Source organism: Pseudoblastomonas marina, assembly GCF_014641655.1.
In the GTDB taxonomy this organism is placed as follows: Bacteria; Pseudomonadota; Alphaproteobacteria; order Sphingomonadales; family Sphingomonadaceae; genus Alteriqipengyuania_A; species Alteriqipengyuania_A marina.
This window is the reverse complement of record NZ_BMID01000001.1, coordinates 828,610-851,517: the sequence shown is the minus strand read 5'-3', so window position 1 is coordinate 851,517 and position 22,908 is coordinate 828,610. Positions and strand designations below refer to the sequence as shown.

At 67.1% G+C, this 22,908-nt stretch carries 19 protein-coding genes and 1 riboswitch; of the genes, 13 read left to right on the top strand and 6 right to left on the bottom strand.

Annotated features, from left to right (window positions below; translation table 11 throughout):
- Positions 1 to 3: 3 nt before the first annotated feature.
- The 4 genes from IEW49_RS04110 to IEW49_RS04095 form a co-directional block, all read right to left on the bottom strand.
- Positions 4 to 762 carry an ABC transporter ATP-binding protein gene (locus tag IEW49_RS04110; protein WP_188641490.1) on the bottom strand — a complete coding sequence of 253 codons (759 nt, stop codon included), beginning with the start codon at positions 760 to 762 and terminating at the stop codon, positions 4 to 6.
- Positions 762 to 1,715 (bottom strand): FecCD family ABC transporter permease, encoded by a 954-nt coding sequence (locus tag IEW49_RS04105; RefSeq protein WP_188641489.1) that lies wholly within the window; start codon positions 1,713 to 1,715, stop codon positions 762 to 764. Before IEW49_RS04105 ends, IEW49_RS04110 begins: the two co-directional genes overlap by 1 nt.
- Positions 1,716 to 2,492, bottom strand: a complete 777-nt coding sequence (locus IEW49_RS04100; protein ID WP_188643078.1) for a helical backbone metal receptor — start codon at positions 2,490 to 2,492, stop codon at positions 1,716 to 1,718. It lies immediately after the preceding gene.
- Between the two features lie 95 nt (positions 2,493 to 2,587).
- Positions 2,588 to 4,495 (bottom strand): TonB-dependent receptor plug domain-containing protein, encoded by a 1,908-nt coding sequence (locus IEW49_RS04095; protein WP_188641488.1) that lies wholly within the window; start codon positions 4,493 to 4,495, stop codon positions 2,588 to 2,590.
- Between the two features lie 92 nt (positions 4,496 to 4,587).
- Positions 4,588 to 4,798, bottom strand: a riboswitch (cobalamin riboswitch).
- Positions 4,799 to 4,865: 67 nt separating this feature from the next.
- Here IEW49_RS04095 and IEW49_RS04090 point away from each other — a divergent pair.
- The 11 genes from IEW49_RS04090 to IEW49_RS04040 all read left to right on the top strand — a co-directional run bounded on the left by IEW49_RS04090 (position 4,866) and on the right by IEW49_RS04040 (position 19,000).
- Entirely contained in the window at positions 4,866 to 5,969 is a 1,104-nt protein-coding gene (locus IEW49_RS04090) for a cell wall hydrolase (RefSeq protein ID WP_229658069.1), read from the top strand.
- Between the two features lie 130 nt (positions 5,970 to 6,099).
- A complete protein-coding gene (locus IEW49_RS04085; protein ID WP_188641487.1) occupies positions 6,100 to 6,414 on the top strand; it encodes a hypothetical protein in 315 nt (104 codons plus the stop codon).
- Between the two features lie 132 nt (positions 6,415 to 6,546).
- Positions 6,547 to 8,496 (top strand): putative bifunctional diguanylate cyclase/phosphodiesterase, encoded by a 1,950-nt coding sequence (locus IEW49_RS04080; protein ID WP_188641486.1) that lies wholly within the window; start codon positions 6,547 to 6,549, stop codon positions 8,494 to 8,496.
- 272 nt (positions 8,497 to 8,768) lie between these two features.
- A complete protein-coding gene (gene mdh, locus IEW49_RS04075; RefSeq protein ID WP_188641485.1) occupies positions 8,769 to 9,731 on the top strand; it encodes a malate dehydrogenase in 963 nt (320 codons plus the stop codon).
- A 22-nt stretch (positions 9,732 to 9,753) separates the two neighbouring features.
- A complete protein-coding gene (locus IEW49_RS04070; protein ID WP_188641484.1) occupies positions 9,754 to 10,212 on the top strand; it encodes a hypothetical protein in 459 nt (152 codons plus the stop codon).
- On the top strand, positions 10,212 to 11,102 hold the full coding sequence (gene sucD / locus IEW49_RS04065) for a succinate--CoA ligase subunit alpha (protein WP_188641483.1): 891 nt from the start codon (positions 10,212 to 10,214) through the stop codon (positions 11,100 to 11,102). The genes IEW49_RS04070 and sucD overlap by 1 nt, the downstream gene beginning before the upstream one ends.
- A 28-nt stretch (positions 11,103 to 11,130) precedes the next feature.
- Positions 11,131 to 13,998 carry a 2-oxoglutarate dehydrogenase E1 component gene (locus IEW49_RS04060; RefSeq protein ID WP_188641482.1) on the top strand — a complete coding sequence of 956 codons (2,868 nt, stop codon included), beginning with the start codon at positions 11,131 to 11,133 and terminating at the stop codon, positions 13,996 to 13,998.
- A gap of 14 nt (positions 13,999 to 14,012) precedes the next feature.
- Positions 14,013 to 15,269, top strand: a complete 1,257-nt coding sequence (gene odhB / locus IEW49_RS04055) for a 2-oxoglutarate dehydrogenase complex dihydrolipoyllysine-residue succinyltransferase (RefSeq protein ID WP_188641481.1) — start codon at positions 14,013 to 14,015, stop codon at positions 15,267 to 15,269.
- A gap of 10 nt (positions 15,270 to 15,279) precedes the next feature.
- Entirely contained in the window at positions 15,280 to 16,698 is a 1,419-nt protein-coding gene (gene lpdA / locus IEW49_RS04050; protein ID WP_188641480.1) for a dihydrolipoyl dehydrogenase, read from the top strand.
- Positions 16,699 to 16,809: 111 nt separating this feature from the next.
- Positions 16,810 to 18,162, top strand: a complete 1,353-nt coding sequence (locus IEW49_RS04045; protein ID WP_188641479.1) for a serine hydrolase — start codon at positions 16,810 to 16,812, stop codon at positions 18,160 to 18,162.
- A gap of 61 nt (positions 18,163 to 18,223) precedes the next feature.
- Positions 18,224 to 19,000, top strand: a complete 777-nt coding sequence (locus IEW49_RS04040) for a hypothetical protein (RefSeq protein WP_188641478.1) — start codon at positions 18,224 to 18,226, stop codon at positions 18,998 to 19,000.
- Here the strand turns inward: IEW49_RS04040 and IEW49_RS04035 are convergent.
- Positions 18,982 to 20,664, bottom strand: coding sequence for a DUF8614 domain-containing protein (locus IEW49_RS04035; protein ID WP_188641477.1), 1,683 nt, complete (start codon positions 20,662 to 20,664; stop codon positions 18,982 to 18,984). The genes IEW49_RS04040 and IEW49_RS04035 overlap by 19 nt on opposite strands.
- 73 nt (positions 20,665 to 20,737) lie before the next feature.
- Here IEW49_RS04035 and IEW49_RS04030 point away from each other — a divergent pair, with 73 nt between their 5' ends.
- Both IEW49_RS04030 and IEW49_RS04025 read left to right on the top strand, forming a co-directional pair.
- Positions 20,738 to 21,439, top strand: a complete 702-nt coding sequence (locus tag IEW49_RS04030) for a PepSY domain-containing protein (protein WP_188641476.1) — start codon at positions 20,738 to 20,740, stop codon at positions 21,437 to 21,439.
- Positions 21,440 to 21,448: 9 nt separating this feature from the next.
- Entirely contained in the window at positions 21,449 to 22,093 is a 645-nt protein-coding gene (locus IEW49_RS04025) for a trimeric intracellular cation channel family protein (RefSeq protein WP_188641475.1), read from the top strand.
- Here IEW49_RS04025 and IEW49_RS04020 read toward each other — a convergent pair.
- Positions 22,090 to 22,812, bottom strand: a complete 723-nt coding sequence (locus tag IEW49_RS04020) for a hypothetical protein (protein WP_188641474.1) — start codon at positions 22,810 to 22,812, stop codon at positions 22,090 to 22,092. The two genes, IEW49_RS04025 and IEW49_RS04020, sit on opposite strands and share 4 nt — an antisense overlap.
- Between the last annotated feature and the right edge of the window lie 96 nt (positions 22,813 to 22,908).

Here is a 22,908-nt window from a genome sequence, read left to right as displayed (position 1 = left end):
TATCTAGCGAAGTGCCAGCGCGCGGCTGCCCGGCTCGCCGACCCAGCGGGCATCGACGCCCCAGACCTCGCGCAGCACGTTTTCGGAGAGCGCGGTTTCGGGCTCGCCCAGCGCGACGCGGCGCCCCTCGTCGAGTACCAGCACCTCGTCGGCATGGTTCATCGCCAGCGCAAGGTCGTGCATCACCAGCACCACGCCGCGCGCGGCATCGGCTTCGCGGCGCAGGAGCCGCAGCAGCGCGAGCTGGTGCGCAAGGTCGAGATTGGCGAGTGGCTCGTCGGCGAGGATCCACTGCGGCGCACCCGCCAGCACCCGCGCCATCAGCGCCCGGCTGCGCTCGCCGCCCGACAGGCGCGAGAGCGGACGGGTGCGCAAATCCTGCAACTCCATCGCATCGAGCGCGGTCTCGATCGCGGCGGCATCATCGGCGCCACCGCTACGGCGCTTCGCCAGCGGCCCCCCGCGCCACGCCAAGCGACCGAGATCGACCAGCGTCTCGACGGTGACGTCCCACGCCACCTCGGGCGTTTGCGGGAGGTAACCGATCGCGCGCGCCCGCGCCCGCGGCGAAAGGTCGGCAATCGGCGTCGTGTCCAGCTCGGCGGCGCCAGCATCTGGCGCGATCAAGCCCGCGAGCACCGACAACAGGCTCGACTTGCCGGCCCCGTTCGGGCCGCAGATCGCGGTGATCCGGCCCGGCGCAATCCCGGCAGATACCCCGTCCAGGCGATCGCCGAGCGTGATATTGTCCGCGCACAGCATCACACGGTCTCGCGGCGGATGCGCAGCAACAGCGCAAGGAAGAAGGGCGCGCCGATCAGGCTCAGCGCGATCCCGAGCCGCAACTCGCTCGCCAGCGGCAGGATGCGGCACAGCATGTCGGCCACGAGCACCAGCAGCGCGCCGGCGAGCGCGCTCGGGAGGATCAGCGAAGACGGTCGACGATCGGTCAGCGGGCGCACCAGGTGCGGCACGATCAGCCCGACGAAGCCGATGATCCCGGCGACCGCCACGCCGCTCCCCACGGTCAGGCCCACCCCGCCGATCAGCAGCCATTGCAGCGCGCGCGGCTCCATCCCGAGGCTGCGCGCCGCTTCCTCGCCCAGCGTCAGCGCATCGAGCCCGCGCCCGGCGAGCAGCAACAACGCGATACCGATCACGATCAACGGCGCGGCGAGCCAGACATCGCTCCAACTGCGATCGGTCAAAGCGCCCATCAGCCAGGTCACGATCTCGCTCATCGCGAACGGATTGGGGGCAAGGCTGATCGCGAGGCTCATCAGCGCACCCGCGAGGCTGGCGATCATCATTCCCGCAAGCGTGAACAGCAACACCGAATTGCCGCGTCCCGCGATCAGCGACAGCAGCGCCATCGCCCCGCCCGCGCCGACCAGCGCGAAGGCCGGAAGCGCGTAGGGCTGCGCGGCATAGCCGAGCCAGAAGCTCAGCACCGCGCCGAGCGCCGCGCCTGGCGCGATCCCGAACAGGCCCGGATCGGCGAGCGGGTTGCGCAGATAGCCCTGCATCGCCGCCCCCGCCGCGCCTAGCCCGGCGCCCACCACCAACGCGAGCACCCCGCGCGGCAGGCGCAATTCGGCTAGGATCACCGTTGCATTGGGTGTGGTGGCTGGATCGAGCCAGACCCTCCCTGCCAGCAGCGAGAGCGGCAGTGCGAGGGCGATGGCAAGCAGGAGGATCGGGACCGGGCGGCGCATTCAGCCGATACCCTCCCTGATCGCCCGCAACCGCTCGGCCGCGCGGATGATCGTCGGACCACCGCAATAGAGCAGGTTCGAGGCGAGCCGCCGCTGCTCGATGCCCGCGCTGTCGATCACCGGGTGGAACAGCGCGCGGTCTTCCTCCGCGGTCGGCGAACCGGCGGCGAGGATCAGCGCTGGTGGATCGGCGAGCACGGCTTCGAGCCCGAGCCGGTCGGCCTGCCCCAGCCCGCGCGCGGCGGCGGCGTGGGCGAAACCTGTGCGGCGGAGCAGGTCGACGATCAGTGTCCCCTCTCCCGGAACGATCCCGCCCGCCTGCCACACCAGCGCGGGGATTGGATCGCCCGCACCTTCGGCAGCGGCCAGCGCGTCCTCGATTTCGGCGACCAGCGCTTCGCCCGCATCCTTCGCATCGGCCAGCGCCGCCAGCTCGCGGATCTGGGCAATGCTTTCCTCGACCGTCGCGGTGATCCCGATCCGCGCGACCGGGTAGCCGAGCCGCTCGAGCGCCTGCGCGGTGGCGGGCGGGAGGAAGGTCGTGGCGACCACGAGGTCGGGATCGAGCGCGGCAATCTCCTCGACCGTCCCAGCCGTGGCGGGCCAGCGGCGCGCCTCGCGCACGTCCAACGAACTGGCGGCGGGATCGTGGCTGTAATGCGAGACCGCAGCGAGCTTGTCGGGCGCGATCTCGGCGAGGATCGCGTCGGAACAGGGGTTGAGGCTGACGATGCGGAGTTCTTCGGTTTCCGGTTGCGGTACCTCCACACACCCCATCGTCATTCCCGCGCAGGCGGGAATCCAGAGTAGGAGCGCGCGCCAGGCCGCCCTGGATCCCCGCCTGCGCGGGGACGGCGAGGCGAAAGCAATCCTCAATAGCCCGCCCTCACCCCGACGAACGCGCCGCGCCCGGCCTGCGCGTAGCCGGCGGCGGTCTGGTATTGCGCGTCGCCCACATTCTCGATCCGGCCGAACAGTTCGACCGGGCCGAGATCGTAGCGTGCGCGCAGGTCGGCGGTAGCGTAGCCGTCGAGCGCGTTGAAATTGCCTGCGTCGTCGAAACTTTCCGACGCCATGCGGATGTCGAACCCGAGCGTCAGCCCGTCGAGCGGAGTGCGCCAGTCGCCCCACACGGTCAGCGCATGGTCGGGACGGCGCGCGAGCCGGTTGCCGAAATTGGCCGAACCCGGCGTGCGGTTCGCGGTCTCGAGATAGGTGTAGGCCGCGCCGGCCTCGAATTTCGCCCACAGGCCGACGGTCGCTTCGGCTTCGACGCCGCGCGCGCGGGCCCGCCCGACATTGTCGTAGGTGCCGAACGGGCGATCGGTGCAGATCCCGCCGGTGACGCCGAAGCACGACACGAAATCGACCTGGTCTTCGGTGTCGCGCTGGAATGCGGTCACGGCGAAATGGAACCGGCCCGAACGCCGCGCGCCCTTCTCGATTCCGATATCGTAACTGACGCTGCGTTCGGGCTCGAGCGCGGCGTTGCCGTAGTCCGAATAGAGCTGGAACAGCGTCGGCGCCTTGAAGCCCTCGCCCATGCTGGCCTTCACGCTCCAGCCATCGCCGAGCAACCAGGCGGCATCGGCACCAAGGCTGGTCGCGCCGCCGAAGCGGTCATGCTCGTCGCGCCGGACGCCGAGATTGAGCACCAAGGGCCGCACCCGATATTCGAGCTGGGCATAGGCGCCGACGATCTCGGCGTCCTGCTGCGGATCGAAGCTCGAGGAGAAGCGGCTCCACTCGGCCTCGCCACCGAAGGCGATCGCGACGACATAGGGCTTGAGGAAATAGCGCCCGCGCAGTTCGGCACGCTCGCTGCGGCCCTGTGTGGAGAAACTCGGTTCGGTGCCGAAGCCGGGATCGAAGGTGTCGCGGTCGGTGTCGGAGAGCGAGAACGACGCCGTGAGGTTCAGCCTTTCTCCGCCATAGTCGAGGCCAATCCGTCCGCTGCTCTCGCGCGTTTCCTGGAACCCCGCGGTGTCGGCGAGCGTGAACGCGGGTGCAGGAAAGCCGTCGATCTCGAGCCGGCTGTCTGCATGGCGCGCGCTGGCGACCACGTCGAGCGTGTCGGTCAGCGCAAAGCGACCGCGAGCGCCCGCCTGCCATTGGCGGTAGCCGTCGGCTTCGATTCCGGCGGCGGCCGAGGAAAACCCCTCGGTGTCGTAATGGCCGCCCGAGAAGGTCAGCCCGTAGCGCTCGCCTTCGAGCCCGAGCGCGGCGGTCGCATAGAGCGTATCGCGTGCGCCGTATTCGACGCTCGCCTCCGCCCCGTCGAACTCGCGCCCTTCGACCAGCAGCACGCCGCCGACCGCCTGGCTGCCCCAGATCGTCGAGTTCGATCCGCGCAGCAATTCGATCCGGCCTACCGTGCCGGGCAGTAGGTTCCCGAAATCGAATCCCGCACCAGGCGCTGCCGGATCGGCCACCCGCACCCCGTCGACCAGCACCAGCAATTGTTCTGCCTCGGCCCCGCGCAGCCGTATGCCGGTGAAGCTGCCGACCCCGCCATTGCGGCTCGCGGCTACGCCCGGCGTGCGGGTCAGCACGCGGACGATATCGGCACCCTGCACTTCTTCGATCTCGCTGCGCGTGAGGATCGAGACGCTCTCGCCGGTCAGCTCGGTGCTCGCCGCGAAACCGTCGCCGGTGATTGTGAGCGTGCGCGCATCCTCGTCCGCGCCATCGCTCTCGACGAGCGGTGCCGCGCTTTCCTGCGCTTGGGAAATACTGGGAAGTAGCGCCGAAACGCTCAACAAAAACAGAAATTTACGCATTATTCCTCCGTCATTCGCGAACATATCGCTCATGACGGAAAGCGCGCGAAGATCGCGGCTCTCGCCTGCTTCCGGTACACCCCGCCCGGCCGCGGAACGACACGTCGCAGGCAGGTCTCCTGGCTCCCGGATCGCCGGCCTTTCCCGCCTTCCCACCGGTGCAGGCGCACGCGGCAGTGGCATCTCGGGAACGGCCTCCCCGGTCACAGTTGCGGGGGCAGCGGAGGTTTCGCACCTCCTTCCCTCTTCGGTCCGGCCCCAAGTCTTCCTTGGCGCGGGACAACCTATGACGCTGGGCCCCGATTAGCGCCGCCTTCCGCAGCGCACAAGAGACGCTGCAATGTTAACTTAGCTGGGCTAAGGCGGCAGCATGGATGCGCGCGTTACAGGGCCCCGCGACCGGGTCGATATCGCCATGCGGCGGGCCGAGATTGCGGCCCGGCGCAAGGCCGCGCGCCGCCGGATCGATCCGCGCTGGGGGCTCGCGCTGCTGGTGGCGATCGGCGTCCCCGCGCTGGCCGCAACGACCGACATGGACATGCGCTGGGGCGCGGTGACCGAAATTCCCGCTGGGGGCAGCGGCCCGGTGGTCGCGCGGATGCCGTTCGAGCGCGAAGGCTGGAACTTCCCTGGGTCGGCCTATTACTACCTCGAGGCCGACAGCGTGGCGGCTCCCGACGCCGGGGGCGAAGGCGCCACTTCCGCTCCCTCCGCCATCGCCGCCGCCTTCCGTCGCGCGGGATCGGCGACCGACCAACGCCGCGCGCTGACCTGCCTCACGCAGGCCATCTATTACGAAGCCGCGAGCGAATCGGACAGCGGCCAGCGCGCGGTCGCACAGGTCGTGCTCAACCGGGTCAAACATGCCTCCTGGCCGGGCTCGGTCTGTGGGGTGGTGTTCCAAGGCAGCACGCGCAAGACCGGGTGCCAGTTCAGCTTCACCTGCGACGGGAGCCTCGCGCGGCGCCCCTCGCGCTCGGCCTGGAACAAGGCGCAGGACATCGCCCGCGCCGCGCTAAGCGGCTACGTCCATGCACCGGCCGGGCTTGCGACGCATTACCACACGCTGGCGGTGAACCCGTACTGGGCGCCCCGGCTCGCGACGCTGACGGTGATCGGCGCGCACCGTTTCTACGTCCTGCCCGGCAGCGCCGGCAGACTGCGCGCCTTCGCAACAAACTATCGCGGCGACGAACCGACCATCTCGGCGGTCCGGGCGAACGATTCGCGGATGCCCGACCCGCTCGATGACCTGCCACAAGTGGCGCCTGCTTCGGCCGCGCCCCCGCAAACCGACGACCGCCTGCCGCCCGCGCCGCGTGCGCTCGACCGGCGCCCCGGAGACCCCGCGCCGGCGCCCTCGGCGTCACCCGCCCCGCGCGACGACCGATTGCCCGGGGGTGGCACGGTACGCCCCGAATATCGCGACAGCGGACGCTGGCGCACGCCTGCCGCCAAGCCCTCCGAAGATTAGGGTAAATGGCCGCTTAACCATCCCGCGAGACGAAGGCTTCAGGCCTTGAGGCTAGGCGATTCTCCAACGCACCCGACCCGCCGGATTCGCATTAAGGCGAGCGCGGCCCGGACGTGCCAGGAGATAGATTTTGACGATCCGATTCAGCGCTGCAAAGGGCGGGCGCCGCTCGCTCGACCGGTTCTTCGGTACGCAGATATCTTCTTTTGCCGCGAACGACGGCGCCGCCACCGCCGAAAGCGACGCACTGCTGCGCGCGGCGCTCAAGCACTTCGCGCGCCACGGCCTCGGTGCTGCCGATGCCGCTCGGGAAAAGGCCGAGGACGCCTTTTTCCGCGGCGATCGAGAGACTTACGACCACTGGCTCGGAATCTGCCGCCTGCTCGATGCGCGGATGGCGGGAGCCGTCGCGGCTCGCGAGGACGACGCCCGCCGCGAAGCCTAGTGCCGCGTTAACCAAATCGCGCAGTGCCATCTTGAGCGTGAAACGCCGCGTTAGGCCTTGGGCGCAGACCCACATTAACTATTGTTTGAAAGTTCGCTGCCATAGCCGACCGGTGATGGAAACAGGCTTCCGATGGTAAGCGCACTCGAATCCTACTGGCGCAGATGGCGGGGCAGCACCGCGGTTGACTCGCGTATTCGGAAGACGCTGGTCGACACGCTCTACGCGCGCCCGTCGAGCCTGATCATCGGGGCCTGCAACGGCGTCGCGACGAGTTCGGTCGGGGCCTATGTGACGCAGGACCGGACGCTCACCCTCCTGACGGCCGTGCTGTTGCTGGTGGCGGTGTTCCGGATCGCGCTCGGCTTGGCGCTGCCGAAGATGAAATTCGTCGCGCCGCGCCGCATGGAAGTGGTCTACGAGATCGGCGCGTTCGCCTTTTCCGGCCTGACTGGCATCATCGCCGCCTACGCGATCCTGATGGATTTCGGCACCGCAATCCAGCTGATGCTGCTCGCCAATGCCGCGGTCTATGGGGTCGGCATCGCCGCGCGAAACGCCGGGCGACCGGTGATCGCGATCGGCCAGCTTTGCCTGTCGCTGCTCCCGGTCGTCGCCGCCTGCGTCTATGTCGGCAGCCTGCCGCTGCTCATGACCGCGCTGGGCCTGCTGCTCTGCATCCCGGCGATGGTGTCGATCATCAAGGACGTGTTCGACGTGCTCAAGCGCTCGATCACCGCGGCCGAGACGAGTCGCCGCCTGGCCGACAAGATGGAGAAGCTCGCCCGGACCGACATCGTCACCGGGCTGCTCAACCGCGCCGGTCTCAATCACCACCTGACCGCCGCGCTGATGGACATCGCGAACGACCGCAAGCTGGCGCTGGTGTGGGTCGACCTCGACCGCTTCAAGTTCGTCAACGACACGCTCGGCCACCAGGTCGGCGACAAGGTCCTCGCCAATGTCGCGCGGCGCCTGCGCGAGGAAGCACCCGGAACCGCGACGATCGCGCGCTTTGGCGGCGACGAATTCATCGTTGCGTTCGAAGCCGATCGCCGCGACGAGGTCGAGAAGATGGCGGTCAAGCTGCTCGACGCGCTTACCCGGCCCTATCGCTTCCGCGGCGAGCGGATCGAGATCGGGGCCTCGATGGGCATCGCGATGCTGCCCGACGACGCCAGCGACCTCGAGCCGCTGCTGCAGGCGGCCGACCTCGCGCTGTATCACGCCAAGGTCAACGGCCGGAACCAGATGTCGTTCTACCATCCGTCGATGAACCGCGACCTCGTGCGCCGGCGCGAGATCGAGGCCGAATTGCGCCAAGCGGTCCAGCGCGACGAATTGTCGATCTTCTTCCAGCCGATCGTCGACCTCGAGACCGGCCGGATTCGCTGTTTCGAGGCGCTGGTGCGCTGGTTCCACCCCGAAAAGGGGGAAATGCGGCCCGACGAATTCATCCCGGTGGCCGAGGAGACCGGCGCGATCGTGACGCTGGGCAACTGGATCCTCGCACAGGCCGCGCAAATCGCGGCGCACTGGCCCGAACATGTCACGCTCGCGGTCAATCTCTCGCCACTGCAGATCCGCACGCCCGGCGCCGCGCTGGGAATCCTCGCCGCGCTCAAGGAAGCGGGGCTCGATCCGCACCGGCTCGAACTCGAAATCACCGAATCGGTGCTGGTCGACCACGACCAGACGACCGAAGCCTTCATCGCCGAGCTCTCGCAGGCCGGGGTCCGCTTCGCGCTCGACGATTTCGGGACCGGCTATTCGTCGCTCGCCTATCTGCACAAATATCCGTTCGGCAAGATCAAGGTCGATCGCAGCTTCGTTTCGGGCAGCCATGTCGGCAAGAAGAGCGAGGCGATCATCCGCGCGGTCTCCGAAATGGGCAGCACGCTCGAGATGGAGATCGTCGCCGAGGGGATCGAAACGATCGAACAGGTCCGCACGGTGCGCGAGGCCGGCTGTACGCTCGGCCAGGGCTATTACTTCAGCCGCGCGGTGCCCGATTACCTGGCGACGATGCTGCTCGCCCGCGAGCAACAGACGACCGACCAGGACCAGCGCGTCGCAAGCTGACGCGACCTGCACACATCCTGCCGAATGACGCGCGCCGGACCAGGCCTGTCCGGAACCCGATGCCGTGCGCCCCGTTGCCAGATCGGACGCCCGCGAAACCTCTTCTTGCTATTGCAAACCAGTTGCAAAGATAGTCGGGCGAAGGCGGTTGCTTTCGCCCGGATCGGGCGGTAATCCGCGCGCAAATCTCGGGGCCTCGCCCATTCGCGGGACGGGCCGGAAGCCCCCTTCACCCTCGCCTGACCCGCGGCGGAAGGACTGGCCTACCCACTATGGCACGCAAGAAGATCGCGCTCATCGGCTCCGGCATGATCGGAGGCACCCTCGCCCACCTCGCAGCGAAGAAGGAAATGGGCGACATCGTCCTGTTCGACATCGCCGAGGGCATGCCGCAGGGCAAGGCGCTCGATCTCAGCCAGTGCGGCCCGGTCGAGGGCTTCGACGCCAAGATCACCGGTTCGAACGATTATGCCGACATCGCCGGCGCCGACGTGGTGATCGTCACCGCGGGCGTGCCGCGCAAGCCCGGCATGAGCCGCGACGACCTGCTCGGCATCAACCTCAAGGTGATGAAGGCGGTCGGCGAAGGCATCAAGAACAACTGCCCCGACGCTTTCGTGATCTGCATCACCAACCCGCTCGACGCGATGGTCTGGGCGCTCCGCGAATTCTCCGGCCTGCCGCACAACAAGGTCGTCGGCATGGCCGGCGTGCTCGACAGCGCGCGCTTTGCGACCTTCCTCGCGTGGGAATTCGACGTCTCGGTGAAGGACGTGAACGCCTTCGTGCTCGGCGGCCACGGCGACACCATGGTCCCGGTCACCAGCTACACCACCGTCAACGGCATCCCGGTCAACGACTTCGCCAAGATCAAGGGCGTCGACCAGGGCCGCATCGATGAAATCGTCGACCGCACCCGCAAGGGCGGCGGCGAAATCGTCGGCCTGCTCGGCAATGGCTCGGCCTATTACGCCCCCGCCACCAGCGCGATCGCGATGGCCGAAGCCTATCTCGGCGACCAGAAGCGCATCCTGCCGTGTGCCAGCTATGTCGAAGGCAAATACGGCCTCGACGGTCTTTACGTCGGCGTCCCCACCGTGATCGGCGCGGGCGGCACCGAAGAGGTGATCGAGATCGAATTGTCGGACGAAGAGAAGAGCAACCTCAAGGTCTCGACCGACGCGGTCGAGGAACTGCTCGAGGCGTGCAAGGGGCTGGATAGCAGCCTTGCTTAAGCGCGCCGCCGCTGCCGCAGCGATGGCTGCGCTTTTCGTTGCTCCGGCCAGCGGACAGATGCGCGTGGCCGAGCTCGGCGAAGTGTACGAGAGCTACAACGATTGCTTTGCCGTCACGGAGACCGGCTCGATCGATCCCGCTGCGCTCGCAGCGGCCGGTTGGCAGCGCGCCACCATGTCAAATGGCGATGGCGGCGAGATCGAAGACGGACCTATCATCTTCGGCCATCTCGAACGTGCACCGATCATCATGCTCAGCGCGCTTGAAGGCGAAGGTGCGTGCATCGTGATCGCCCGGATCAAGAATCTGAAGGCGTTCGAACAGTTCAAATCCGCTTGGGGTGGGAAGCTGCCCCAACCGAACAAGGACGGCGAAATCAGCTTTTTCGCCGAAGGCCGCGCGGTGCAGATGGCACCCACCGGCTCCAGAAAAGAACCCAGCCTGCGCCTCGCCGTGGGAACCCGCATGGAGAGCAATTGATGTCCATCCTCGTAAACAAGAACACCAAGGTCATCACCCAGGGGATGACCGGCGACACCGGCACCTTCCACACCCAGCAGGCGCTCGATTACGGCACCCAGATGGTGGCGGGCGTGACTCCCGGTAAGGGCGGCACGACGCATATCGGCCTGCCCAACTTCAATACCGTCAAGGAAGCCAAGGAAGCGACCGGCGCCGATGCGAGCTGCATCTACGTGCCCCCGCCCTTCGCCGCCGACGCGATCTGCGAGGCGATCGACGCCGAGATTCCGCTGATCGTCTGCATCACCGAGGGCATCCCGGTGCTCGACATGGTCAAGGTCAAGGCCGCGCTCGAAGGATCGAAGTCGCGCCTGATCGGCCCGAACTGCCCCGGCGTGCTGACCCCGGATGAATGCAAGATCGGCATCATGCCCGGCAGCATCTTCAAGAAGGGCAGCGTCGGCGTGGTCTCGCGTTCGGGCACGCTGACCTACGAAGCCGTGCACCAGACCACGCAGGTCGGCCTCGGCCAGACCACCGCGGTCGGCATCGGCGGCGACCCGGTCAACGGCACCAATTTCATCGACGTGCTCGACCTGTTCCTCGACGACGACGCGACCAAGTCGATCATCATGATCGGCGAGATCGGCGGCAGCGCCGAAGAGGAAGCGGCCGAATACATCAAGCAGGAAGCCGCCAAGGGGCGCCGCAAGCCGATGGTCGGCTTCATCGCGGGCCGCACGGCGCCTCCGGGCCGCCGCATGGGCCATGCCGGGGCGATCGTCTCGGGCGGCCAGGGCGGCGCCGACGACAAGATCGCGGCGATGGAAGATGCGGGCATCCGCGTCTCGCCCTCGCCCAGCGAGCTCGGCACCACGCTCGACGCGATGCTGAAAGAACTCGCCTAACCTTCCTCCTCCCTCGGAGACTCCCCGCATGGGCAACGAGAACCACGACTTCACGCCGAGCGACCCGGGCGATCCGGGCGATCCGGCTGCCGAACCGCAGGCCGGGCCGTCCTGGCAGCGACGCGGCTGGCCGCTGGTCGGCGGGGAGACCGAGGACGAGCTGACCCAGGCGCTGGATCCCACCGCGATGCAGATCAAGGTGAAGGAAGCGCTGGAGAAGGCGGGCAAGCCTGCTGATGCGCGCTCGGTCGAGGCGGCGGCGAGCGACGCGCTGCGCGCGATGCTGCTGGTGCGGCTCTATCGCGTGCGCGGCCACCTCGCGGCCGATCTCGACCCGCTCGGCCTCACCACGCACGAACTGCCCAAGGACCTGACGCTCGAATGGCACGAATTCGCCGGGCAGGAAGACAAGGAAGTCTTCCTCGCCGGCAATCTCGGCTTCGAATGGGTCACCATCGGCGAGCTGCTGCGCACGCTGCAGGCCAATTATTGCGGCCGCATCGGCCTCGAATACATGCACATCGCCGATGTCGAGGAACGCCGCTTCCTGCAGGACAAGTTCGAAGGCAAGGACAAGGAGATCGAGTTCACGCCCGAGGGCAAGCGCGCGATCCTCTCGGCCGTGGTGCGCGGCGAGCAGTTCGAGGAATTCCTCGCCAAGAAATATGTCGGGACCAAGCGTTTCGGCCTCGACGGCGGCGAAAGCATGATCCCCGCGCTCGAGGCGGTGATCAAGTATGGCGGCGCCTACGGCGTCAACGAGATCGTCTACGGCATGGCCCACCGCGGCCGGTTGAACGTGCTCTCCAACGTGATGGGCAAGCCCTATCGCGTGATCTTCCATGAGTTCTCCGGTGGCTCGGCCACCCCCGACGAGGTCGGCGGGTCGGGCGACGTCAAGTACCACCTCGGCACCAGCACCGATCGCGGCTTCGACGACATCGAAGTCCATATGAGCCTCGTGCCCAACCCCAGCCACCTCGAGGCGGTCGATCCGGTCGTGCTCGGCAAGGTCCGCGCGCAGCAGGCGATCCGCGACGACCTGGTCAAGCACCAGCAGGTGCTCCCGGTGCTGATCCACGGCGACGCTGCCTTCGCGGGACAGGGCATCGTGTGGGAATGCCTCGGTTTCTCCGGCGTGCGCGGCTACAATACCGGCGGCTGCATCCACTTCGTCATCAACAACCAGATCGGCTTTACCACGAGCCCGCAATTCGCGCGTTCGAGCCCCTACCCCTCGGACGTCGCCAAGGGCGTCCAGGCGCCGATCCTGCACGTCAACGGCGACGATCCCGAAGCGGTGACCTTCGCCTGCAAGCTGGCGATCGAATACCGCCAGAAATTCGGCCGCGACATCGTGATCGACATGTGGTGCTATCGCCGCTTCGGCCACAATGAAGGCGACGAGCCGAGCTTCACCCAGCCGCTGATGTACGCGAAGATCAAGCAGCACCCCAAGGTGTCGGATATCTACGCCCGGCGGCTGGTTGAGGAAGGCGTGATCGACGAGGATTTCCTCAAGGAAGACGAGGCCGCCTTCACCGCCAAGCTCGCCGACGAGTTCGAGGCGGGGCAGAACTACACCCCCGACAAGGCCGACTGGTTCGGCGGTCGCTGGTCGGGCCTGCACAAGCCCGCCGATCCGGAGACCGCGCGCCGCAACGTCCATACCGGGATCGAGGGCAAGCTGTTCGACAGCCTTGGCCGCACGCTCACCACCGTGCCAGACGACCTCAACATCCACCGCACGCTCGGCCGCGTGCTCGATGCCAAGCGCGAGATGTTCGAAAGCGGCGAAGGCTTCGACTGGGCCACCGCCGAGGCGCTCGCTTTCGGCTCGCTGCTGTCCGAAGGCTTCGGCGTGCGCCTGTCGGGCCAGGATTCGGGCCGCGGCACCTTCAGCCAGCGGCATGCGGTCTGGGTCGACCAGAAGGACGAGCGGAAGTACGTCCCGCTGGAGACCGTGCCGCACGGCGATTTCACCGTGCTCGACAGCCCGCTCTCCGAATACGGCGTGCTCGGCTTCGAATACGGCTATGCGATGGCCGATCCGAAATCGCTGGTCCTGTGGGAAGCGCAGTTCGGTGATTTCGCCAATGGCGCGCAGATCATGATCGACCAGTTCATCGTCTCGGGCGAGGTCAAGTGGCAGCGCGCCAACGGGCTCGTCATGCTGCTGCCGCACGGTTACGAGGGCCAGGGACCGGAGCATTCCTCCGCGCGCCTTGAGCGCTTCCTCCAGCTGTGCGCGAACGACAACATCCAGGTCTGCAACATCACCGAGCCGTGCAATTATTTCCACGTATTGCGCCGCCAGATGCTGCGTCCGTTCCGCAAGCCGCTCGTGATCATGACGCCCAAGTCGCTGCTGCGGCATCCCAAGGCCAAGTCGAGCCGCGAAGGGTTCCTCGGCGAAAGCCACTTCATGCGGATCAAGTCCGACCCGGTCGAGATCGACGACACGAAGATCAAGCGGCTGGTGCTGTGTTCGGGCAAGGTCTCCTACGACCTGTTCGAGAAGCGCGAGGAGTTGGGCTGCGAGGACGTCTCGGTGGTTCGCATCGAACAGCTCTATCCCTTCCCCGGCGAACCGCTCGCCGTGCGCCTCAAGCGCATGACCAATCTCGAGGAAGTCGTGTGGTGCCAGGAAGAGCCGCGCAACAACGGCGCGTGGTTCTTCGTCGCCGAGAAGATCGAGCAGGCGCTCCACGAAGCCGGGCACGAGGGCATGCGCCCCTGCTATGCCGGGCGCGAGGAAGCCGCCTCGCCCGCCACCGGCCTCGCCGGACGCCACAAGGTGCAGCAGGACGCCCTGCTCACCATCGCATTGGGCTGCGCCGACGGCGGAGCCGCCCAGCGTGAACTCGATTGCCCGCCCTCCCTGCCCAAAGTCTGAGGAAAGACCAGCACATGGCCACCGACATTACCGTCCCCTCGCTGGGTGAATCCGTCACCGAAGGCACGATCGCCGAATGGCTCAAGCAGCCCGGTGACGCCGTCGCCGTCGACGAGCCGATCGTCTCGATCGAGACCGACAAGGTCGCGGTCGAGGTGCCCTCGCCCGTCGCCGGCACGATCGGCGAATTGAAGGCCGAGGAAGGCGACACGATCGAAGTCGGCGCAGTTATCGCGACCGTCGAGGAAGGCGGCTCCGGCACGGCGCCCGCGAAGAAGGCCGACGCGCCCGCGAAGGACGCTCCCAAGGACACCGGCGACGAGCAGGACGCGGTCCCCAATTCGACCGGCGAGGTCACCGGCACCGATTTCGATGCCGCCGCGCTTTCGCCTGCGGTGCGCCGCGCGGTGCTCGAACACGGGATCGACCCGTCGAGCGTCAAGGGCACCGGCAAGGACGGCCGCCTGACCAAGGAAGACGTGCTCGCCGCGGCCAAGGCCAAGCGCGAGGCGCCCGCCCCGTCGCAAAGCCAGGACGCGCCCGCACCGGCGGCTTCGGCCCCGGCCGGCGGTCGCAACGAAGAGCGCGTCAAGATGACCCGCCTGCGCCAGACCATCGCCAAGCGCCTCAAGAGCGCGCAGGACACCGCTGCGCTGCTCACCACCTTCAACGATGTCGACATGACCGCGGTCATCGAGACGCGCGAGAAGTACAAGGACACCTTCGCCAAGAAGCACGGCATCAAATTGGGCTTCATGAGCTTCTTCGCCAAGGCCGCGCACCTCGCGCTCAAGGACGTGCCCAGCGTCAACGCGCAGATCGACGGCGAAGAGATCGTCTACCACGATTACGTCGATATCTCGGTCGCGGTCAGCGCGCCCAACGGCCTCGTGGTCCCGGTCGTGCGCGACGTCGACAAGAAGGGCTTCGCCCAGATCGAGCTCGACATCGCCGATTTCGGCAAACGCGCGCGCGACGGCAGCCTCACGATGGACGATATGAAGGGCGGCACCTTCACCATCTCGAACGGCGGCGTGTTCGGCTCGCTGATGAGCACCCCGATCATCAACCCCCCGCAGAGCGCGGTGCTCGGCCTCCACCGGATCGAGGACCGTCCGGTGGTGGTGAACGGCGAGATCGTGATCCGCCCGATGATGTATATCGCGCTGTCCTACGACCACCGCCTGATCGACGGCCGCGAAGCCGTCACCGCACTCAAGATCATCAAGGAAGCGATCGAGGATCCGACCCGGATCCTGATCGACCTTTGAGGAAAGACCCATGGCTGACCATTCCTACGATTACGACGTCCTTGTCATCGGTGCCGGCCCCGGCGGCTATGTCGCCGCGATCCGCGCCGCGCAGCTCGGGCTGAAGACCGCCTGTGCCGAAGGCCGCGAGACGCTCGGCGGGACCTGCCTCAATGTCGGCTGCATCCCGTCGAAGGCGATGTTGCACGCAAGCGAGTATTTCGACGCGGCCAAGAACGGCGCGATGAAGGAACTCGGCATCGACGTGACGCCGAAGCTCAATCTCGACCAGATGCATAACCAGCGCCGCGACGCGGTGAAGGGCCTGACTGGCGGGATCGAATTCCTGTTCAAGAAGAACAAGGTCGACTGGAAGAAGGGCTATGCGACGTTCCAGGACGCGCACACGGTCAAGGTCGGCGACGAGACGGTCACCGCCAAGGACATCGTGATCGCGACCGGTTCGTCGGTCACCCCGCTGCCGGGGGTCGAGGTCGACAACGACAAGCACGTGGTGGTCGACAGCACCGGCGCGCTCGAACTGCCCAAGGTGCCGAAGACGATGGTCGTCATCGGCGGCGGCGTGATCGGGCTGGAGCTTGGTTCGGTCTGGCGGCGCCTCGGTGCCGAAGTCACCTGCGTCGAATTCCTCGACGAAATCCTGCCCGGCATGGACGGCGACATCCGCAAGGAAGCGCGCAAGATCTTCAAGAAGCAGGGGATCGAATTCAAGCTCTCGACCAAGGTCACCGGCGTCTCGGTCAAGGGCAAGAAGGCCACCCTCACGCTCGAACCCGCCGCGGGCGGCGACGAGGAGACGATGGAGGCCGATTGCGTACTCGTGTCGATCGGGCGCAAGCCCAACACCGACGGGCTCGGCCTCGACGCGATCGGGCTCGAGACCAACAAGCGCGGCCAGATCGAGACCGACCACGACTTCCGCACCCGCGTCGACGGCGTGTGGGCGATCGGTGACGTGATTCCCGGCCCGATGCTCGCGCACAAGGCCGAGGACGAAGGCATCGCCGTGGCCGAGAACATCGCCGGACAGACGGGCATCGTGAACCACGCGATCATTCCCAGCGTGGTCTACACCTGGCCCGAAATCGCGGGCGTGGGCCTGACGACCGAGGAAGCCATCGAGAAGATGGGTGGCGACAAGAAGGCCGTGAAGGTCGGCAAGTTCCCGATGCTGGGCAACAGCCGCGCCAAGACCAATCACGAAGGCGACGGCTTCGTGAAGGTCATCGCCGAAGCCGAAAGCGACCGCGTGCTGGGCGTGTGGGCGATCGCCGTGCCCGCCGGCACGATGATCGCCGAAGCGGCGGTGGCGATGGAATTCGGCACCACGAGCGAGGACATCGCCTATACCTGCCACGCTCACCCGACGCATTCCGAGGCGATCAAGGAAGCGGCGATGGCGGTGCAGGGCAAGCCGATCCACGTCTAACCGAGAAAATCGAGACGTTTTATCGTCACCCCGTTGACGGTTCGGGGTGACGAGCGGCTTGCATGCCCACCCCGGGTGTATTAGGCAACTACTGCACCTAGGGAGAGAATCATGTTACGTTTTGCCGCCACCGCCGCCTTTGCGCTGGCTTTCGCCACGCCGACGCTTGCGCAGGACCCGGAGCGGATGGACGAGGTCGTCTCGGCCGAGGCCGACACCGGTGCCTATATGGGCGCCGTCCTCGTCGCGAAGGGGGACGAGATCCTGCTCGACAAGGGCTATGGCAGCGCCAACCTCGAATGGGATATCGCCAACACGCCCGCGGCCAAGTTCCGGATCGGCTCGGTCACCAAGCAGTTCACCGCCGCCTCGATCCTGCTGCTGCAGGAACAGGGGAAGCTGACGCTCGACGCGCCGGTGAAGACCTACCTGCCCGATGCGCCCGCGGCGTGGGACGCGATCACCGTGCGGCACCTGCTCCAGCACACGTCGGGGCTCGCCAACGTCACCAGCCTCGACGCCTTCGCGCGCCAGAAATACCTTCCGACGACACGCGCGGAGCTGACCGCGATGTTCGCCGATGAACCCCTCGAATTCGCGCCGGGCGAAAAGTGGGAATATTCCAATTCGGGTTACGTCCTGCTCTCGACCATCGTCGAGGAGGTGAGCGGCCAGGATTACGCCGACTTCGTGAAGGCCAACATCTTCGATCCGCTCGGCATGGACGACACGGCGATCGACGTTTCTGCCGATATCGTCGCCAGGCGTGCCTCGGGCTATTTCCCTTCGGAAGGCGGCCCGAAGAACGCCGACTACGTCAACATGGAGATCCCCACCGGCGCGGGCGCGCTCTATTCGACCACACACGACCTGCTCAAATGGCAGCGCGGCCTGTTCGGCGGCCAGGTTCTCTCGTCGGACAGCCTCGCCGCGATGACCGCGCCGGGCGTGCCGGCGATGGGCGAGGCGACCTACGGTCTCGGGGTGCTCGTCACCGAGAACGACGACGGTCGCATGGTGTGGCACGGCGGCGGGATCGAAGGCTTCAACGCGATGCTGATGCACGATCCCGAAGACGCGATCACGGTTGTGGTGCTCGCCAACATCAATGGCGGACAGGCCGGCGCGCTGGGCCAGCAATTGATGGACCTTGCGCGCGGCGGCGAGGTCGTCCTCGCGAGCGAAAGGGTGGAAGGCAGCGTCGATACCGCTGCGCTGCCGCAATACGAGGGCACGTTCGCTCTTTCACCGCAATTCAAGATCCGCATGTTCGTCGAGGACGGCAAGCTGATGACACAGGCGACCAACCAGCCCGCTTTCCAGCTCTTCCCCGGCGAGGAGGCCGATCACTTCTTCCTGAAGGTGGTCGACGCCCGTGTGCGCTTCAACCGCGACGATAGCGGCGAGGTCATCTCGATCACGCTGTTCCAGGGCGGCCAGGAAATCGACGGCGCGAAGGAATAATCCGCTGCGCCCGGCCGCCCTCCTCGCGCTCGCCCTGCCCATCGCGTCGGGGCTGGCGTGGATGGCGGCGCAGGGCGCGCCGACGCACTACCTCGCGATCAATGCCGGCTGCCTGCTGGCCGCGCTGGCGCTGGTGCACTTTGCCCCGCTCCCCAGGGTGCAGCCCGATGCCGCCGCGGTGATTTTCGTCGCGTTGCTATTCCTGCCGCTGCTGGCGGGGCCCGAACTCAACGGCGTGCATCGCTGGATCGGGGCGGGACCGATCGGGCTAAACGCCTCGCTGCTCGCCTTGCCCGCGCTCGCCGTTCTGGCGGCGAAGATGGATTGGCGCTGGCAGCTCGGCCTGTCGGTGGCAGCGCTCGCGGCCGCCGTCGCACAGCCCGACGCCTCGCTCGCGCTGGCGGTTGGCGGGGCGGGGATCGGCGTCGCGCTCGCCACGCGCGATACCAAGCCCTCGCTGGTCGCGATCGCCGCGCTGCTGGCGGCGATCTGGGCGCACAAGCGCGGCGTGCTGCCGCCGGTCGAGTTCGTCGAGCAGGTCTATCTGGATGCCGCCGGCGGCGGCGTGTTGTGGCTGGTCCTGCTGGTGGCGGCGAGCCTCGCGCCGCTCGTCCTCATTGCGCTCGACCACTCGATGGACCGCGCACCACGCTTCGCGATCGCCGGGACGATGGCGGGGTTCTTCTACACCGCCGCATTGTCGGTCTATCCGGCCCCGCTGGTGGGATACGGCGCGGCGGCGATCCTCGGACTGGCGCTGGCGCTATGGCTGGCCGGCAACCAGCCGGGCCCCCGCCAAGGCGGGGACCCGACCGGCGATCAGATCTCGTCGGGATAGACCGGGCGGATGTCGACCGGGATCTCGCCCATTGCCGCGAAGCGCGATTCGGCCGCCGCATCGAGCTGCGCCCATTGGTCGAAGAAGGCGACCGTACCGGCATAATCGCCGGTCGCCTGCAGCATCAGCTGGTCGTGCAGCAGGTCGCGGATGCCCTGCTCCATCTTCGCGTAATCGACAGTATAGCGCTGCGCCGCCGCATCCCAGGCGAAGGCACCCTTGGCCTTGAGGTAGCCGTATTGCAGCTTGGCCCCGCGCCCATGCGCGCTTTCGGTGCCGAACCGCATCGAACGGAACAGCCCGGTGAAATAGGTCGAGAACAGCTGCGGCTTCTCGGCCGCGGGCAGCTCGCCCTTCTCCATCATGTAGAGGATATTCCAGATCCCCATCACGTCGGCCTTCGATTCCTCGAGCGCCGAATACTGTTCCTTGAGCTCGGCATTGACGGTCGTCTCGCGGCCGTCGACCGTGATCGTGCCCGGGCCGAGGCTGTGCGCGAGTTCGTGGAATAGCGTGTTCGCTTCCATGTACTTCTTCATCACCAGCCGGTTCTGTGCAGGCTTGAGCACGACCGCGCCCATCGGGTCGAGGATGCGATCGAACTTGGCGCCGAGCACGTTCGACAGGATGACCTTCTTCGCGCCCTTGGCCTCGCGCACGCGCTCGTCGTTGGGCAGGTTGAAGGCGATCGTCTGCACGCCCGGCACGTTGTCGCCGCCGCCATGGACCTGGTCGGCCACCGCGATCGGGCTCTCGAAGCCGCGGGTGAAGTTCTTGTAGCGGTCCTCGATCGGAAGGTTGCCTTCCATGTCGCGGAGGTAGTTCTTGTATTTCGCCAGCGCGGCCGAAGCGTCCGGGTCCTTCAGCGTGACGAAGCTCTCGAACGCGGTCTTGGTGCCGTAGAGCCGGTCGGTATAGACCTCGTACGGACCGATCGCGACCTCGATCGGCGTGCCCTCGAGGTCCATCCACGCCATTTCGCTCTCGAAGTAATCGTCCGACAGGAAACTGTCGGCGCGCAGGCTGAGGAATTTCTTGAGGCTCGGGTTGGACGTCCGCGCGGCGGCGCGATCGAGCAGCGCCGCAGCCGGTTTCAGCCACTCGGCGTATTCGACCGAATACGGCACGGCGACCAGCCGGTCGCCGTCGCGCTTCACCACCGTATAGGGGCTCAGCAGGTCGTCGCGCTGGCCGGGATTGGCGGCAAGGTAGGCGTCGAATTCGGCCTTGGTCATGTCGGCGGGGTAGAAGCCCGCGCCGAGCGGCATTTCGTCGGCACCCCAGAACGGGTGCAGTTCGGCAACCTCGTCCCACGGGCCGAAATTGCGGTCGAACATGGCGAGCAGCAGGTCGCGGTCGCCGCGCTTGCTGCGCGCGATCGCCGCGCGCACCGCCGGCAGGTCGGCGCCGCGCTGGCGCAGGTAGATCGCGTCCATGTAGGTCGAGGCGTCGATCAGCAGGTTGACGACGTCGCGCTCCTCGGCGGTGAGATAGCCGGTTTCGGGCGCCATGCGGATCTCGGCCAGCTTGTCGTACTGCGCGCGCAGGTCGTAGCCGGCCTCGGCGCTGGTCGAAGTGCCGGCATCCTGCATCGGCATGGCGGCGCAGGCCGCGGTCGCGAGCAGGAGGGGCAGGATCGCCGCGGATTTCGGGCTGATTGGCATCGTATCTCTCCACATTCGTTGATTGTCGCCGCGTGTAGCTTGCGCCTGAATGCGAGTCACGCAAAGGAACGCCATGGCAAAACGTCTCTGGATGCAGAAATTCGCCCGTTGGCACATCTGGCTCGGCTGGCTCGTCGGGGTCCCGATCCTGATGTGGCTCGCCACCGGCCTGTTCATGGTCCTGAAGCCGTTCGAGGAAGTGCGCGGCGAGGACCTGCGCGTTCCGGTCGAGCAGCAGGCATTGCCCGCCGGCAGCACGACATCGGTCACGGTCCCCACCTCGGAGCGGCCCGTACGCTCGGTCTCGCTGGCGATGGACGGCGACCAAGTCGTCACCACCCTCAACTACGAAGACGGCTCGGTCGAGCGCTACGGCGAGGATGGGGAGCGGATCGCCCCACTCAACGAGATTGCCGCGCGGATGCTGGTCGAGGAACGGATCGAAGGCGGCGATGATTTCGCCAGCGCGACCTTCTACGAGGCCGACGACGTGCCCTTCGATTTCCGCCGGCCGCAGCCGGTGTGGCGGGTCGCGCTAGAGGACGGGACCTATGTCTATGTCGGGCGAGATACCGGCAAGATCGAGGCGGTGCGGACGCGCTGGTGGCGCTGGTTCGATTTCATGTGGGGCCTCCACATCATGGACCTCGAGACCCGTGAACCGAGCAACCATCCGATCATCCTGATCTTCGGTACGCTCGCCACATTCGGTGCGATCCTCGGCTGCATCCTGATGTTCCGCCGGCGCAAGGCGCGGATCAAGGTCCCCAAATAGGCAAGGCGCATGACCCCCGACCAGATCCTCACCCCGATGCTCGACTGGCTCGACCTGGTGGGGGTGGCGGTGTTCGCGCTGACCGGCGCGCTGGTCGCGGCACGGCTCAACCAGACCTTCGTCACGATGGCGTTCTTCGCGCTGGTGACCGGCGTCGGCGGCGGCACGGTGCGCGACCTGCTCATCGGGGCCCCGGTCTTCTGGATGCAGGATCCATGGGTCGCGCCGGTCTGTTTCGCGACCGCGCTGCTCGCCTGGTTCACGCCCCCGCGCTGGTGGGAAGGCGACGGGCTCGAATATGCCGACGCGATGGGCCTGGCCTCCTACGCGGTGCTCGGCAGCGCCAAGGCGTTCGCCTACGGCGTCGCACCGATCCCGGCGGCGGTGATGGGGGTGGTGACCGGCTGCGTCGGCGGGATCATCCGCGACGTGGTGGCCAACCGTCCTTCGATCATCATGCGCCCGGAGCTTTACGTCACCGCAGCCGCACTGGCGGCGGGCCTGTGCGCGACGGGGCTCGCGCTCGGCTTCGATCGCGCGCTCGTCTGGCCGGTGGCGGTGGTCGCGGGCTTTGGGCTGCGCGCCGCCGCGATCCGCTTCGGCCTGTCGCTCCCCTCGCATAGCGGCGCCGAGGGAGATTTGCGCGACGACTAGCCGCCCAGGTCTCCATCGATTTCGCCTTCAAATTCACCGGAATCGCCGGTCTGCTTCATGCGATAGGTGTATTCGCCCTGTCGCTCGCGCGCGGCGGCGTAATCGAAATCGGCCTGCAGGTCGTCCTCGACAGCATAAGGTGCCCTGACGGAGGCGCGCCGCCCGATCTCGCGGACCCGGCCATCGGGGCCGATCTCGCACGAATAGGGCGCGCCGTCGTCCATCCGTCCCTCGACCCGCCAGCCCTCGCCGACCCGGCGGATCAGGTCCGGCTGCTGCGCTTCGCCGAGCTGTTCGACTTCGTCGACGCAGGCTTCGGCGGCCTGCGAGGGCGACACCTCGCTCGCATAGCGATCGGCATCGCGGCGCTCGGCATAATCGCGGTCGTAGTCCCGGCCGCGATAATCGCGCTCGCGCTCGTATTGCTCGTCACGCTCGCGCCGGTCGCGTTCGGCATCGCGCGCCGCATCGGTGATCGCAGCAATCCCGCCGAGGATCAGGATGCCGGTAATCACGTCGCCTGCGTCGATCCCGCGGTCGCGTCTCCAGCGATAGCGACGATGGCGCTCGAGCTTCAGTTCCGCCTCGCCTGTGGCGGGCGCAATTTCGACCGGGCGCTGGACCTGCCCCGGGCCGCGCGCGCGCTCGGCACCCGCGACGGGCGTCGCCAGCATGGAGAAGATCGCCATGATGGCGGCGGCGGAACTGGTCTTGGTCATCTACCCGGCCCTCCTCTTGGGTAAACTCCATGTAGGAACGAAAAATGGGCGATCCAGCCTGTCACCAGACTGAACCGCCCACCTCATGCCCGGACT

Bases quoted from the DNA above. Each gene is read 5' to 3' on its own strand.
- IEW49_RS04025 (WP_188641475.1), top strand. From the start codon at position 21,449: ATGACCCCCGACCAGATCCTCACCCCGATGCTCGACTGGCTCGACCTG.
- IEW49_RS04030 (WP_188641476.1), top strand. From the start codon at position 20,738: ATGGCAAAACGTCTCTGGATGCAGAAATTCGCCCGTTGGCACATCTGG.
- IEW49_RS04060 (WP_188641482.1), top strand. From the start codon at position 11,131: ATGGGCAACGAGAACCACGACTTCACGCCGAGCGACCCGGGCGATCCG.
- IEW49_RS04020 (WP_188641474.1), bottom strand. From the start codon at position 22,812: ATGACCAAGACCAGTTCCGCCGCCGCCATCATGGCGATCTTCTCCATG.
- IEW49_RS04035 (WP_188641477.1), bottom strand. From the start codon at position 20,664: ATGCCAATCAGCCCGAAATCCGCGGCGATCCTGCCCCTCCTGCTCGCG.
- IEW49_RS04045 (WP_188641479.1), top strand. From the start codon at position 16,810: ATGTTACGTTTTGCCGCCACCGCCGCCTTTGCGCTGGCTTTCGCCACG.
- IEW49_RS04090 (WP_229658069.1), top strand. From the start codon at position 4,866: ATGGATGCGCGCGTTACAGGGCCCCGCGACCGGGTCGATATCGCCATG.
- lpdA (WP_188641480.1), top strand. From the start codon at position 15,280: ATGGCTGACCATTCCTACGATTACGACGTCCTTGTCATCGGTGCCGGC.
- mdh (WP_188641485.1), top strand. From the start codon at position 8,769: ATGGCACGCAAGAAGATCGCGCTCATCGGCTCCGGCATGATCGGAGGC.
- IEW49_RS04100 (WP_188643078.1), bottom strand. From the start codon at position 2,492: ATGGGGTGTGTGGAGGTACCGCAACCGGAAACCGAAGAACTCCGCATC.
- IEW49_RS04105 (WP_188641489.1), bottom strand. From the start codon at position 1,715: ATGCGCCGCCCGGTCCCGATCCTCCTGCTTGCCATCGCCCTCGCACTG.
- IEW49_RS04040 (WP_188641478.1), top strand. From the start codon at position 18,224: ATGGCGGCGCAGGGCGCGCCGACGCACTACCTCGCGATCAATGCCGGC.
- IEW49_RS04080 (WP_188641486.1), top strand. From the start codon at position 6,547: ATGGTAAGCGCACTCGAATCCTACTGGCGCAGATGGCGGGGCAGCACC.
- sucD (WP_188641483.1), top strand. From the start codon at position 10,212: ATGTCCATCCTCGTAAACAAGAACACCAAGGTCATCACCCAGGGGATG.
- IEW49_RS04110 (WP_188641490.1), bottom strand. From the start codon at position 762: ATGCTGTGCGCGGACAATATCACGCTCGGCGATCGCCTGGACGGGGTA.
- IEW49_RS04070 (WP_188641484.1), top strand. From the start codon at position 9,754: ATGGCTGCGCTTTTCGTTGCTCCGGCCAGCGGACAGATGCGCGTGGCC.
- IEW49_RS04095 (WP_188641488.1), bottom strand. From the start codon at position 4,495: ATGCGTAAATTTCTGTTTTTGTTGAGCGTTTCGGCGCTACTTCCCAGT.
- odhB (WP_188641481.1), top strand. From the start codon at position 14,013: ATGGCCACCGACATTACCGTCCCCTCGCTGGGTGAATCCGTCACCGAA.